We start from the raw sequence: 14403 nt of genomic DNA, 5'->3' as shown, positions 1-14403 counted from the left end.
AGAAGTGAGGGGTGCATGCTGCACGGTGAGGTGGGTGAGGTTGCTCCTTGCCAATGCTTGGGCAGTCTTGGGACTATCCCATTAAGTCTGTAAACTTTCAAAACAGGGCTTACGAGTTTAAATTCTGACCCTGTTATAGTTAAGAACTGATCAAGCATCATGCCCCAGTTTTTGATTGGCATGATCCATTTTTTTAGAAGCTTCTCTAAGAGAGCGGTACGCGGATTTAAGCTGGCCTGAGACTAGGAAAGCTGCCCACCCTGGTCACTTGGTCACAGGCCCCTCGCTCCCCTCACCGCACTCCGGGCGCACCCTCACTGTGCCGCAGGTACGCCCTCACCCTCCTTACCATTTAAAAACCTTACCACCAGCCATCACTTCCTGTGTCTTCTCATCGAAGGTAGCTTTCTGGCCCGTACGGACGGCTGCATTGGTCATGATGGTGGCAATGGAATGATAATAACCCGCTTCCACAGGTGCATTGGGTTGTTTCCGGCTGCGGATACATTCCATCCAGTTGCGTATGTGCGCGGAGGTAAGGGCGTCCCCACCTGTATTGGCGGCTGTAGCAACTTTTATGGCTTTTTCCGTCAGGTTCAGTTCGGGGAGCAGGTTGGCGGGCATGTTCATTGCCGCTGCGGCCTGTTCTTTTAATCCACCTTTGGGAGATACTTTGTTGGTGATGAGGTTCAGCTCACCTCCATTCGCATAATAAATCTCGGCAGGGCTTTCGTCGCCGTTGTGCATGCGGGAAGTGAACACTACCTGGAAGCCGGCGGAACGATCGTTCTCAGGACCATAGTCAAACACGGCCGTTGTGGTATCCCAGTTTTTTCGACCATCTTTCCATTTATAGATGCCTCCGTTGGCAACCACACTGCGCGGATGCTTCAGGCCGGTGAACCAATGCACTGTATCGATCTGGTGCGACATCCATTGTCCGGGCATGCCCGAAGAGTAAGGCCAGAACAAACGGTATTCGAGGTATTTGCGCGGATCCCAGGCTTCAAAAGGCCGGTTCATCAGGTAGCGTTTCCAGTCGGTATCTTCCTGTTTCAGTTGCGCTACCAGTGCCGGTCTGCGCCAGCGGCCGGGCTGGTTTACATTCCAGCTGAGCTCTACCATAGTGATATCGCCGAATTTTCCGGAAGCGATAAAGTCAGCTGCCGCCTTATAATTATTGCCGCTCCGGCGCTGCGATCCTATCTGTACAATACGGTCTGAAGCCTTGATCACTTTTAACGCAGCACGGTTATCTTCCATCGTTTCGGCAAAAGGCTTTTCCACGTAAACATCGCAGCCGGCTTTTACCGCTTCTATCGCATGCAGCGCATGCTGAAAATCTGCTGTGCTGATAAAGACAGCATCTATGTTTTTCTGAGCGTATAACTCTTCGTTGTTCCGGCAGGCTGTGATGTCATGTCCCATCCGCTCCTTAAGCAATGCCGCGCCTTCTTCACGTCTTTGCTTCCACAAATCCGAAACTGCTGTAATATCGAAATTCAATTCCTTGTAATGATTTTCAAAACAAGGAAGGTGCGACTGGCGGAACCGGTCCGAATAACCCACCACACCAACTCTTACCCGGTCATTTGCACCGATGATACGACCATAACTTTTAGCGCTGAAACCCAGGCTGGCAGCATATACGCCCGCAGTAGCCTGGAGTCCCTGGCTGATGAATTTTCTCCGGTTAACAGACATAACAATCGTTTTATGTGATGATCAATAACGTGTAAAATCAGTTCAGTTCCCTGATCCTGATGCTGCGGTAGCTCACATTGTTTCCATGATCCTGCAGCAGGATATGTCCTTCAGGCGCCATTCCGAAATTGGGCCATTTTTCATATTTACTTTTTGCAACCAGTGCGTAGAAATACTGACTGCCTCTTTTGTAATCCAGCATTTTCCAGCCATTCAGGAAATGCTCCACGCGGCCATCCGGATATGCGATGATCACACCTTTATTCCACTCGCCTATTTTTCTCCTGGCACGCGGTTCTTTTATCGATGGGATCAGGTCATACAAAGAGGCAAGTGTTCTGTTACCGATGGATCCCAGTTTTGCATCGGGGTGCTTTTCATCATCGAGCACCTGGTATTCAAGCCCGATAGCCGAACCCTGGTTGCCTTCGGTTTCAGTTACATAGTATTTCACACCACTGTTGGCGCCTTCGGTAAGTTTGAAATCGAATTCAAATACAAAAGCTTTATAGGTTTTAAGGGTAACAATATCACCGCCATTGGTTGCTTCGCCGCCGTCTGAAGGAAGTACCTGTAAAGCTCCGTCTTTCACCACCCAGCCTTTTTCAGGAAACTGTTTTTTATACGCGCCGCGCCAGCCGTTGGTGGTTTTACCATCGAACAGCAAGGTATAGCCATTCTTTTTCTCCTGTTCTGAAAGTGAGTTGGGGATGAAGTTTGCAACGAATATATCATCAAGGGGTGTGGGCTTCAGGTTCGATGTCTGTATGCGGATATTGCGCCAGCGGATCTCCCTGCCCGGAGGATCACTCTTGCCGATCGCATGTACCTGTAACGCGATGAAACCCCGCAGGGTCATATCGTCAACAATACTTGCCGCACTGATACCATTGATGAATGTCCGGATCAACGTGCCGGTACATTCTACCCGGCATTTATTCCACTGGCCCATGCGGAAAGCGGATTTGGCTGCGGGATTATAATCCATGGTATAAAGCCAGTCTCGCCTCGCTTCATCGTAAATACCGGCAGTCCAGGCCCGGGGTGAAGGATCAATCTCGTATTGATAACCATGCACCCGCCCATTCATGTATTCCGGCTTGCTTTCGCTGCGGAACTGCACCCCGGAGTTCATGTTATGATCCAGCCGGAATTCGAACTCGAGGATAAAATCGCCGTATTCTTTTTCAGTTGCCAGAAAAGAATTGGGTTCGCCGGCTACGGTAGTACCCACAATTTCTCCGTTACGCACTTCAAATTTTGCTTTACCATTCAGCGGCTTCCAGCCTTTGAGGTCTTTTCCATTGAAGAGATTTTGCCAGCCCTGGGAAGACTGGGCATGGAGGGCATTGGCAAACAGGAACAATAAAACAATATGCAGTGTTCTTTTCATATAGCGGCAGCATTTGAAATATTACCGGCATGAATGACCGGTCAGCAACAAGATAAGACTAGCTGCTGTAAACCTGTTCAATCGTATATGCCTTTTATTTAGCCAGATCGTCATCAGCCGGCAAAGCCCTTTTCTACTTACCGGTCATATACCGGTAAACAAGCTGCGACACACGTGCCATTGCCCCTGTAGCTTCTTTATCTGAAGTGAATTTTGCCGACAATAATGCCAGGACATATTTACGGCCGTCCGGAAGAAAAACAATACCTGCATCGTGATGCACACTGGTGATTGACCCCGTCTTATGTGCCACTTTCACATCTTTCGGAAGCAATGCAGGGATCACGGTATTATGCTGCTGGTCGAGCAGGATACGGATCATTGCATCAGAAGCGTCTTTATTCACTGCTTTTCCGTTTGCGAGCGCTTCATAGATTTTCATCTGGTCATAAGCCGTGGTGGTATTGTTCAGTCCCTGGTCAAAGGCTTTCTGGTCTTCCACGCCACGCAGCACCTGGATATCAGGCGCACCCAGTTCGCGCATGGTGGCCGTTATTTTTTTTCCGTCAAGGATTTCAATAAGGATGTTGGTGGCAAGGTTACCGCTGCGGATGATCATCTGGTAGATGAGTTCGTTCAATGAAAGCCGCTCTCCTTCCCGGCGGTACAGTTCGCGCTGGCTGTCAACCGCAGAATCAAGACGGTAAAGGCTGCCGTCTACAATGCTTTTAAATTCATTCCGGACCAGCGCCGAATCCTGCAACGAGAATGTACCGGCAGCAGCCTGTTTGTACAATTCGATCATCACAGGTGTTTTCATGGTACTTGCTGCATGAAACATCGTCTTTTCGTTGATCAGGATTGTTTCACCGGTAGCAAGGTCTTTGAAGGCAACAGCGAATACGCCCTGCTGACCGCTTAGCAGCTGCTGTATCTTTTGTGTCAGCGTACTGTCCTGCCTGTGGTTAGTGGCTGCCATAGATTGTGCGGAGAGCATTAAACAAGTAATAATGAATAAAAACGGATGAAAACGTCTGCGCATGCCTGTTCTTTTTTCCAAGATACAACTCAAATGGCATTCAGGTACATACCAATTCCTTCGGCCGGCAATACAAGGTCTGGCTGCAGCCTGCGTAATGCTTCGGCTGGCATATAGGAAACTTCTGCCGTAGCCGGGTCCTGCACAATACAGATACCGCCTGCATCCCTGATCTTCTGTAAGCCTTCCACACCATCTGCATTGGCACCTGAAAGCAGGATACCGATCACCGAGGAACCATATACATCAGCTGCAGACTCAAAAGTGACATCAATACTGGGGCGGCTGTAATTGACCTTTTCCGAGGCATCGAGTGAAAAGCTGTGATCAGTCTCAAACAGCAGGTGATAATCTGCGGGAGCAATATAAACGGTACCCGGCGTGACTGTTTCTTTTTCTTCCACTTCCTTTACGCTCCAGCCTGTTTTGTCAGAAAGAATATCCGCCAGCGGAGAATCCTGCAGCGGCTTACGGTGTTGTACGATCACAACAGCATAAGCAGCTCCAGTGTTGAGGCAGGGTAATATTTTCAGGATCGCATCCAGGCTGCCGGCCGAACCACCGATCACAGCCAGGCAACAGGATGATCTCACTTTATCTTTCTCCATATCTTTTCCTTTCCGGTGAACTGTTTGAATCGCCGGCCCACAGGCGCAAACTTCAGGTTCTCCTTAGAGCCGAGCGCCAGGAAACCGAGCGGCTCCAGGCTTTCATTGAAAAGATCCAGCACTTTATCCTGTAAGGGCTTATCGAAATAGATCAGCACATTACGACAGCAGATGAGCTGGAATTCATTGAACGAACGGTCAGACACAAGGTTATGTGTTGAGATGATCATTTTGCTTCCGAATACCTCGTCGAACTTTGCCCAGTCGTACTTGGCAGTATAGTAAGAAGAGAAATCTTCTTTCCCGCCAGACTCGATATAATTTTCCGAATACTGTTTCATCTGGCTCATGGGAAAAATCCCCTTGCCTAATGTTTCCAGTACACCGGGATTGATGTCTGTCGCATACAGCAAAGATTTATGCAACAGGTTTGCTTCGTGCAGCAATATGGCCATCGAATACACTTCCTCGCCCGTGCTGCAACCCGCGTGCCAGATCCTTATAAACGGATGTGTAGCCAGAATGGGCAGTACTTCATTACGCAATGTTTTATAAAAGGAAGGATCCCTGAACATTTCGGTAACGTTCACAGTAAGCTCTTCCACAAAACGATTGATATACTGTTCTTCGGAAAGCACATGGTGCCGGAACTCCGCAACAGAGGGAAATTTATCCAGGAGAAGCAGCCTGTTGATACGCCTTTTCAGCGACGCACGCGAATAGCTGGTAAAATCATACCCGTATTTCACCTGCACGTCGTTGAGCAGCTGCTCCGTTTCATCATCACGTATATGCAATGCACGTTCCATCACTGGTAAGATTGCAGAACAGCCTGCAATTCGTCTATGTTTACGGGTTTTGAAATATAGTCATTTGCACCGGCGGCAAGACAACGCTCGCGATCGCCCGCCATGGCCTGCGCGGTTACTGCAACCACCGGCACATGCTCATAACCTTCTGTTGCCTTGATCATCGGGATAGCCTGGTAACCATCGATACCAGGCATCATCATATCCAGCAGGATAATGCCGATATTTTTCTCGGTCCGCATCAGTCCGAAAGCTTCCTTCATACCGGTAACCGACCGGCACTGGTAACCTTTCGCACGCAGCACGGCTGATAAAGCGAATATGTTACGCGGATCATCATCGATGATCAGTATTTCTGAACCAGGTTTCATAAGTTCTGTTTAAGCTTTTACATCATACAGCCATACCCGCAGCAGCGACAGCAGCTGGTCTATATCTACCGGTTTGGTAATATAATCAGATGCGCCCGCCCTGATGCATTTCTCGCGATCGCCAAGCATCGCTTTCGCAGTTACTGCGATCACGGGGATATGTTTCAGGTTCCGGTCTTTCTTGATCTCGCGTGTTGTTTCGTAACCATCCATTTCAGGCATCATCATGTCCATCAGCACTATATCCGTATCCGGATGCTCAGCCAGGCGTTTCATGGCTTCCTTTCCGTCTATCGCAGAAAGCACATTCATATTGAAGCTTTCCAGTGCCCGCGTGAGCGAATAAATATTGCGGACATCATCATCTGCAATCAGTACAGTCTTCCCGCTAAGCACTTCATTCAGCGCGCCAAGTTTGCGGTATTGCGTGGTTACGGATGGCTTGGTATTCTCTTCTACCAGGTGCAGGAAAAGCGATACTTCGTCCTTAATCCTTTGGTAGGAATGTGCCGTTTTGATCACAATAGAATCTGCATACTGACGGATCCGCATTTCCTCATTTTTCGAAAGACTTTTACCCGTAAAGATGATGATAGGCAAGCCTTCAAGACCGGGCGTCTTCTTCACTTCTTCCAGCGTATCATATCCTTTCTGGTCAGGAACACCCATATCCAATATCACACAGTTGATCTCCTGCCCCAGTAATGCCTGTATGCCATCGTTCACTGAGCTTTTTATTTCTGCGTTCACGTTATAGGTCTCCAGGAAGTAAGCCAATGCTTTTGCATGCTTTTTATTTTCTTCAACGATCAGGACTTTCTGCGGATTTTTAGTAAGGATATAATTGAGCTTTTCAAATACATCCTGCATCCGATCGAATGCAAAAGGTTTGCTGATGAAGTCTACCGCACCTTTCGAAAGACTCTTGTAACGCATTTCGTAAGACGACATCATATGGACCGGTATATGTTTGGTAGCCGGATCGGTCTTCAGTTCATCCATCACTTCCATACCATCTTTCACGGGCAGCTGAATGTCGAGCAGGATGCCCGCAGGATGATATTGCTTCGCGAATGACAATGCCTCGTCACCGCGCACACAAACCACACCTTTGTAACCCTGCTGCCGGGTAAATTCAAGCATCGACATTGCAAACGCAGTATCATCTTCAACGATGAGAATCACCTTATCCCCCTGCCTGATCTGCTCTCTGTCATCCGGCACATCTGCAGGTACAAAATCGCTCAGGTAACGCGGCGTTTCTTCTTTTCTGTCCGCGAGCGATTCGTCGCGCTGCTCTTTCGCCGGGAGTATTTCAACGGGCTGGTTCTCCAGCAGCCGGCGATCGAATGTGATCGGCAGTATAAGTATGAACTCACTGCCTTCACCGGGTTCACTTCTGAGTTCTATTTGTCCGCCGAGCAGTTTGGTCAGTTCGCGACTGATAGAAAGCCCTAAGCCGGTGCCGCCGTATTTGCGGCGTGTTGAACCATCTTCCTGCTGGAAAGCTTCGAAAATCAGGTCCTGCTTGTCTTTTGAAATACCGATACCTGTATCCTTTACAGAAAACAATACGATATGCCTGTCTTTTTCGTGCGAACGGATACCAAGCGCTACATATCCTTTGGAGGTAAATTTGAGTGCGTTGGAAATGAAATTTTTGAGGATCTGTTCCAGGCGCAGCCGGTCGGTCTCTACCATTTCGGGTACGTCCTGCCCGATCTCCATCCTGAAGCCGATCCTTTTGTCTTCGGCCAGGGGCTGGAATAAAGACTGCAGGGAATTGGCCACTTCCCGAACCGGCACCGGTTCTACCTGCAGTTCCATTTTGCCGGCCTCGATCTTGGAGAGATCCAGTATTTCATTGATCAGTACCAGCAAGCCCTGACCGGAGCTCTGGATCACCCGGGCATATTCAACCTGCTCGTCTGAAAGATTCTGCTGGTTGTTCTCAGACATCAGTCTCGACAACAGCAATATCGAATTCAGCGGCGTGCGCAGTTCATGCGACATATTGGCAAGGAACTCCGATTTATATTTTGTACTCAGCGCAAGCTGTTCTGCCTTCATCTGTATTTCCTGGTTACGTTCAACGATCAGCTGGTTTTTCTCTTCCAGCATGCGCGATCTTTCTTCCAGTTCCTGGTTAGCCTGCAGCAGTTCTTCCTGCTGTACTTTCAGCTCTTCTTCAGAAGCCTGCAGTTTCTGCGCCTGCATTTCCAGTTCTTCATTGATATTTTCCAGTTCGGTATGTTGTGCCTGCAGTTCTTCAGACTGCGATTGCGTTTCTTCCAGCAGGTTCTGCAGCTTTTTCCGGTTCTCAACGCCGTTCACCGCAATGCCGATATTGTATGCCACGTCTTTAAAGAATGTCATTTCATTTTCGGTGTAGGTATGCAGCGCCGCAAATTCCATCACTGCGATGACGTTGTTTTCGAAGAATACAGGTACAGCTATAATGCAACTCGGCTTTACCTGGCCGGCTGCAAAACTCAGCATAACATTCTCATCTTTAATGTCTGTAAGAAGAATCGTCTGTCTACTGGCACCAGCCTGACCAACTGTTCCCTCACCAAGTCTGATCACCCTGTTCCGCGCGCCGGCGAATGCATAGCCTCCTGCAAAAACATAGCGTTCATCATGTTCACAGATATATAAAGCACCGACGATACTATGCGTATAAGAAGCAATGAACGCAATCGACTTTGATGCCAGTGTTTCCATATCCATCTCCCCGATGATCTCTGTATTTACTTTTGCCACACCTGCCTGCAGCCATTCCTTATCCGACAGCAATGAAAAAGAATGCTGCAGCGAACCGGCCATTTTATTGAGCGATGCAGCGAGATTCCCGAGCCCGTCACTGCCTTCATCTTTAACCCGGATGGCATAGTCGCCGGAAGATACTTTTTCAGCAATGCCTTCGATCAGTGAAATGCGTCTTGAAATATCGGCGTCTTTATCTTCCAGCTCTTTCTGGAGTTTCGAACGCCTGTCAAAATCGTTGGTGATGCGTATGAAGAAGATGACCGTGATAATCACAGACATTGCTGCTGCGAGCAGGATCAGCAAAGGAGTGTTGGAGGCAAACCGATCCAGCTTTTCCACGCGTGTGGCAAGCAGGTCTCTTTCACGGCCACGCATAACGGCAACAAGCCTGCGCGCCTCATCCATGTATTCTTTACCTTTTTCGAGTTCCGTCTCATCAAGCTGCTGGCCGGCCTTTCTTTTTGAGATCAGTGAAGACAGCATTTTCAGCCGTAGCACGATCACATCATTGAGGTCTTCCACATTGGCCTGCTGCGCAGCATTGTCAACCGTAAGCTGACGCAACTGCTGCAGCTCGTTCAATGCCCGGTCATATGCACCATTGTAGGGCTCCAGATATGCCTCTTTACCCGTGAGCAGGAAACCGCGCTGACCCGTCTCGGCATCTTTCAGGATAGAAAGCGTCCGTTCGAGTCTTTCAATCACATCTCCGGTATGCTGAACAGCTTTTACACTGTCGAGCAGGTTGCGGATGCTTACATAAGAAGCGACTGAGCTGACGATCAACAGTACAAGCGAAAAACCGAAGCCAATGATCAGGTTCCTTTTTAAAGAAGATTTCATGCGGATATGGTTTCTGAAGATGGATGAGTAATGGATTGGGTAAGTGGCAGCACTATGGTGAACACAGCACCTTCTCCGGGCTTGCTGCATGCCTGGATAAGGCCGTTATGATTGTCTACAATTTTTTTAACGATGGCCAGCCCTATTCCCGTTCCGGCATATTCGTCTTTCGAATGCAGGCGCTGGAATATGGCAAAAATCTTATCGATATACAATTCATTAAAACCGATCCCGTTATCGCTGATACTGATACGGCAGTATTCCGCCTCTTCTACGGGAACTGCCGGCGAAGAGAAAGACTTCTCGGCAATGATTTCAGCGTTGATATTAATCTTAACGGCAATATCAGGGCGGGAGAATTTCAGCGCATTACTGATAATGTTCTGGAACAACTGACGGATCTGAACGGGAATCACCATCATCAGCGGGAAGGGCGCTACGGTGATTTCCGCTTTTTTCTCCTGGATAAAAATGTCCAGGTCTGCGATCACACCATTTACGATCAGGTTGATATCCATATTGCGGAAATCATTCTTAACGGTAAGCCTCGAATATTCGAGGATGTCGTTGATCAGTGTGGTCATCCTGCTTGAAGAGGAAATGATGCGGTTGATATAATCGCTTGCTTCGGGATTATTCTGCAGGTATTTATCATGGATGATATTGCTGAAGATCTGGATCTTGCGCAGCGGTTCTTTCAGATCATGCGAAGAAACATAAGCGAACTGCTGGAGCTCGGTATTTTTCTTGGCGAGGATCTCGTTGGTGTTTTTCAGTTCTTCCGTGCGTTCAGCTACCCTTTGCTCCAGCAGCTGGTTCACAAGGTTCAGCTCCATTTCGGCATGCTTACGGATCTCGATCTCTTTCTTCAGTTCATCCTGCATATCGCTCAGTGCTTTCTTCTGCACGTGAATGCGGTAGAAAGTTTTCACTTTAAGCAGCAGGATATCCGGATCGAAAGGTTTGGTTACATAATCCACACCGCCGGAAGTATAGCCCTGTGTGATAAAACGTTTCTCCGTGCTCACAGCGCTGAGAAAAATGATGGGCGTGTCTTTTGCCTTGCTGTAACCGGAAATGGCTTCAGCAACTTCAAAACCATCCATGCCCGGCATCTGTACATCCAGGATAATGAGGAAGTAGGGGGTGTTCAGTACTTTTTTAAGCGCTTCCTCTCCGGATGCAGCAGTATCAACCTCGAACTGGTGCAATTCGAGGAAACTTTTCAGCGAGAGGATATTCTCGGGGCGATCATCCACTATAAGGATCATATCCGCAAAATACTCATTATTTACTTATTTAACAGCCTGTAAATCAACAAGCCACAGTAAAAGCAAAAAAGTTCGCTGCTATAAATATTATGCCAGCCCTAATTCTGCGCTGTGGCGTTCATCAGCGACCTGTTCGGACGCATGTGTTTCTCCTTCCGGTAGGTGTCCAATTCTTCCAGCTCCCTTTTAATGGCATCTTCCCAGTCGGCCTGCGTATGCACTTTTGTTCCGTGTACCGTTTCCTCGTCATAACGCTTTTGCTGTGCGCGCATTTCATCGCTGAACTTTTTCTGGAAAGCGGCGATCTGTACTTTATAGGTATCCGGGTTAAAGGTATAGGTGCTGAGCAGTTTACGGACTTTGCGGGCATAGAGTTCAGCCAGGTTAAAATGGAACCGTTCATGATTCATCACCTGCCCATCATGCCTGAAACCCGGCTTTACCCAGGAAAAATCGGGGTTGAAGTAGGCATACACATCGAAGATCAGTTCCTTTTTGTCCGTTTCTTTATAATCGAACCATATCGTGGTACTGATATGCGCCACGGCTCTCGGCTCATCTTTGATCATCGAAGTATCGAAACGCTGTTTAAAATCTTTCGCGGTAAGTTTTCGGTCAGACCAGACGATACGGTCGTTCACATACTGGGCATTGGCCTGTGTTAAAGACACAAGCAGTACGATACCGGCAAGCCATCCTTTCACAAGGCTTCCGTACGAGCGGAAATGATGATTATGCAGCATGATTCAAATATAAAAGGAAAATGCAGGAAGATAAAAGCCAGTTTGATGTACGGTTCGGGATACCTGCTTAATGTTACCTGTTATGCATCATTATTGCGCATGAGGATATAGTGATTTCCCTCACATAACAATGCCAGTTTTCTATCAGCTTCGCCGCCTCCGAATGTTGACACAGGGCCTGTTACCGGTGCATCCTGCACATTATCATCCTCCAGGTTACCGATATTGGGAAAATCATCTGGTGCTTCTTTGTAATTATCGTTGTCAAACAATCTTACTGTTTTTGCATACATGATGGCCGGATTCCTAAGCAGGTTACGCATTTTCGGGCCCAACCCGGGCTCATCTATTCCCACGATTTTACCTGTAACGGCAGCTATACAGAGATTTTCGATCGTTTCATCCGACAGTTCCGCTGCAATATGTTTCCGTATAGCGAGTATCTCTTCGGCACTTGCTTCACCAGGCGCTTTTCCGGCTTTTATATTAAAGGCCTGAACAAGGGCATGGATCAGGCAATCGCCGCCACCGGGATTCTGAATATTAGTAATATTTCCCTTCGGACTCGCGCTGTATACTTCTAAGGTCAGCCCAAGATAAGTTGCTGCAATCTGGCCTTCACCTTCAGTCAGGAAAGCATTGGACAATGCGAGATCACTGCGATATGCCTGGATGAAATCAGGCATATGCTGCGCCCTGATAAATCCATGTTCATTTATCAGCGAATCGTCACCGAACGGGTTCTCATCCATACCAAGATTGACTGGCCCGAAAAGACTATTTTTATCTTCGAGTGATTTATCAGCCATGAGCTCGCCCAGTTTTCTGCCACTGCCCACTGTCTCTTCCATCATTTTTTCCTGTATTGCTTGGCCGTAGTGCTTCATAATGACAGGAAATGAGGCGTTCATCATATGCAACAGCCCCTTGTAAGCATTCCTGACATTCTTCTCGCCGAATGAATTTGTTATTTCTGCATCGAACATAGATTTAACGGCAGTACCGATCCGTTCCTCATCATCAATAATACCTCCCCTGCTGGAAAGTGTATATTCATTTCTGCGCAATACTTTCATATGTGAACTTTCTCCATGTCCCAATGCCCGGTCCGCCTCTTTCGGATTGATATAAGACGTGGATTCTGCTACCTGGTGCGCAATGAAATAAGAACGAACGATCTCGCTGATCTCCGCCTGCCATTCATCAACAAAATGGCTGCCTGTACAGTCATTGATCTTTTTCAGACCAGCTACTACAAGCTCTTTCCCATTGGTATGACTAACATCGTTTGCCAGTTCTTCAAACCTGTCATGAAGATATTTCAGCAATCTTATAACAGGCTGACCCTGGAAACTCGTGATGGTATTACGTACAAGCGTCCATGGAACTGTATGCGATTTCTGGTCTTTGATGAATTTGGTCTTGGGCCGGTCCTGGTCGCTGATCATGATATCCCTTACGGAAAGATCGCCTACCAGGTACGATTTGTCTGTAAAGCTTTGTCCGTCAACAACTGTCCTGTTCTGGTTGGTGCCCTGTTCTTCCGGTCTAATGCCAATATTAGCTACAAAACTGGTCTGCAGTTGCCCGATATCGATTTTATTCACGTCTAGTTTTTTTATTTTGACGCTACTTTCTACGTTTTTCTTTTTAGACATGACATGGCTGTAGTTGTAATTATCCAGCAGTTCCATCACTATCACGTTATCATCATCATCCAACCCAAGTTCACGTTTAAAAGACACAGCCAGCTGCTTTTCCAGAACGGGTTTCAGTATATCATCCTTGCAATACGCCATCAGGGACGGCAGATAACTATCCAACATCTCTATCCAGTGCTTGATTGCAAATGCATATTCCTGCACACCGAGTGAATCCACCCTGAATTGAACATCGAGCAGTTTTGCTATATCCAATGCGATCTTGGCATTGCTGCGGGAGCATTTTTTATGCTGTTCAGCCTCCCTGTTGTCATCTTCCAGTCGTTTTCTTGCGTGCGATTCTCCATGTCCTTTGGCCGGTCCTCTTTTATATGTTGCAGCGGAGCTAAGCTGGTAAACCTGCAAGTACTGGATCAGCAGCCTGGAGGTAAGCGTTTGCCATACAGCAAGCGGTAGCTTGTGCTCGGCCATTGATTGAAGCAAATTATTTCCTGTCGCCATTTCGCTCAGGATCTTACCTTCCAGTTCATGAGTAAAAACAGCAAGTTCATCAAAAGCCTGTTTCAGGTAAAGCACAAAATCCTGCAGGGTCTGATCTTTCAGCGCCATGATGCCATTACGTACAAGGGTCCAGGAAACAGTATGCGATTCCTGATTATCAAACTGGGTTTCCGGCCTGTCGAGATCCCCGAGTTCTACAGACGAAACCCAGATCTGATTTGCCGTATATTTATATTCGTTGAACTGGCCATCTTTATTACTGCCCTGGCTCATTGGCAGCAACCTTATCTGTGCTGTGAGATCAGTAGTGAGTTTACCGATCTTCGCGCCGGTTTCTTCTTTAATGCCGGGACCGACATGTTCTTCCGGATAGAACATGTCTCCGTCTTCCTCTGTAGCTGATAATTGTTCCGGCTGCCGGAATTCTTTTGCCAGGTCAGGCATGTAATCATTTTTGTCCAGCGGATATTTTTTCAGCAATTCGCCGTTAGCATTCATAATAACACGATACAGATGATTGTACAGGCTGTATATATTATCATCGAGCTGCCGGTCGAAATAATAGGTCTCCTTACTTTCTTCGTCAATATAATAGGTATCTATTTTTTTGAATACGCCCTGAACCACCGTGCTCCCGGATGAGATCGCAGTTTCACCTATTGTGTTCATGCGCTGCCGCTGTGCTTCAGGC

Annotated in this window: 10 protein-coding genes; all 10 read right to left on the bottom strand. The window is 47.6% G+C overall.

Features of this window, described 5'->3' with window-relative positions; genetic code table 11:
- Nucleotides 1–345 precede the first annotated feature (345 nt).
- The 10 genes from B5D42_RS02005 to B5D42_RS01960 all read right to left on the bottom strand — a co-directional run bounded on the left by B5D42_RS02005 (nucleotide 346) and on the right by B5D42_RS01960 (nucleotide 14381).
- On the bottom strand, nucleotides 346–1704 hold the full coding sequence (locus B5D42_RS02005; RefSeq protein ID WP_078829749.1) for a Gfo/Idh/MocA family protein: 1359 nt from the start codon (nucleotides 1702–1704) through the stop codon (nucleotides 346–348).
- A gap of 37 nt (nucleotides 1705–1741) precedes the next feature.
- Nucleotides 1742–3097, bottom strand: a complete 1356-nt coding sequence (locus tag B5D42_RS02000; RefSeq protein ID WP_078829748.1) for a 3-keto-disaccharide hydrolase — start codon at nucleotides 3095–3097, stop codon at nucleotides 1742–1744.
- Nucleotides 3098–3230: 133 nt separating this feature from the next.
- A complete protein-coding gene (locus B5D42_RS01995) occupies nucleotides 3231–4076 on the bottom strand; it encodes a serine hydrolase (RefSeq protein WP_245825525.1) in 846 nt (281 codons plus the stop codon).
- An 89-nt stretch (nucleotides 4077–4165) separates the two neighbouring features.
- A complete protein-coding gene (locus B5D42_RS01990) occupies nucleotides 4166–4744 on the bottom strand; it encodes a chemotaxis protein CheB (protein WP_078829747.1) in 579 nt (192 codons plus the stop codon).
- The gene (locus B5D42_RS01985) at nucleotides 4726–5553 is read right to left on the bottom strand and encodes a CheR family methyltransferase (protein WP_078829746.1); all 828 of its coding nucleotides are present in this window, start codon (nucleotides 5551–5553) and stop codon (nucleotides 4726–4728) included. Before B5D42_RS01985 ends, B5D42_RS01990 begins: the two co-directional genes overlap by 19 nt.
- Nucleotides 5553–5924: a response regulator gene (locus tag B5D42_RS01980; protein ID WP_078829745.1), complete on the bottom strand. Its 372-nt coding sequence runs from the start codon at nucleotides 5922–5924 to the stop codon at nucleotides 5553–5555. The genes B5D42_RS01985 and B5D42_RS01980 overlap by 1 nt, the downstream gene beginning before the upstream one ends.
- Nucleotides 5925–5933: 9 nt before the next feature.
- Nucleotides 5934–9536, bottom strand: coding sequence for a response regulator (locus B5D42_RS01975; protein WP_078829744.1), 3603 nt, complete (start codon nucleotides 9534–9536; stop codon nucleotides 5934–5936).
- Nucleotides 9533–10807 (bottom strand): response regulator, encoded by a 1275-nt coding sequence (locus B5D42_RS01970; RefSeq protein WP_078829743.1) that lies wholly within the window; start codon nucleotides 10805–10807, stop codon nucleotides 9533–9535. Before B5D42_RS01970 ends, B5D42_RS01975 begins: the two co-directional genes overlap by 4 nt.
- Nucleotides 10808–10905: 98 nt before the next feature.
- Nucleotides 10906–11550 carry a DUF922 domain-containing protein gene (locus B5D42_RS01965; protein ID WP_078829742.1) on the bottom strand — a complete coding sequence of 215 codons (645 nt, stop codon included), beginning with the start codon at nucleotides 11548–11550 and terminating at the stop codon, nucleotides 10906–10908.
- An 80-nt stretch (nucleotides 11551–11630) separates the two neighbouring features.
- The gene (locus B5D42_RS01960) at nucleotides 11631–14381 is read right to left on the bottom strand and encodes a hypothetical protein (protein WP_176112873.1); all 2751 of its coding nucleotides are present in this window, start codon (nucleotides 14379–14381) and stop codon (nucleotides 11631–11633) included.
- Nucleotides 14382–14403: the final 22 nt, after the last annotated feature.

The sequence above is a fragment of the Sediminibacterium ginsengisoli genome (genome assembly GCF_900167075.1).
GTDB classification, from domain to species: Bacteria; Bacteroidota; Bacteroidia; order Chitinophagales; family Chitinophagaceae; genus Sediminibacterium; species Sediminibacterium ginsengisoli.
This window is presented reverse-complemented; position numbering and strand designations above follow the sequence as displayed.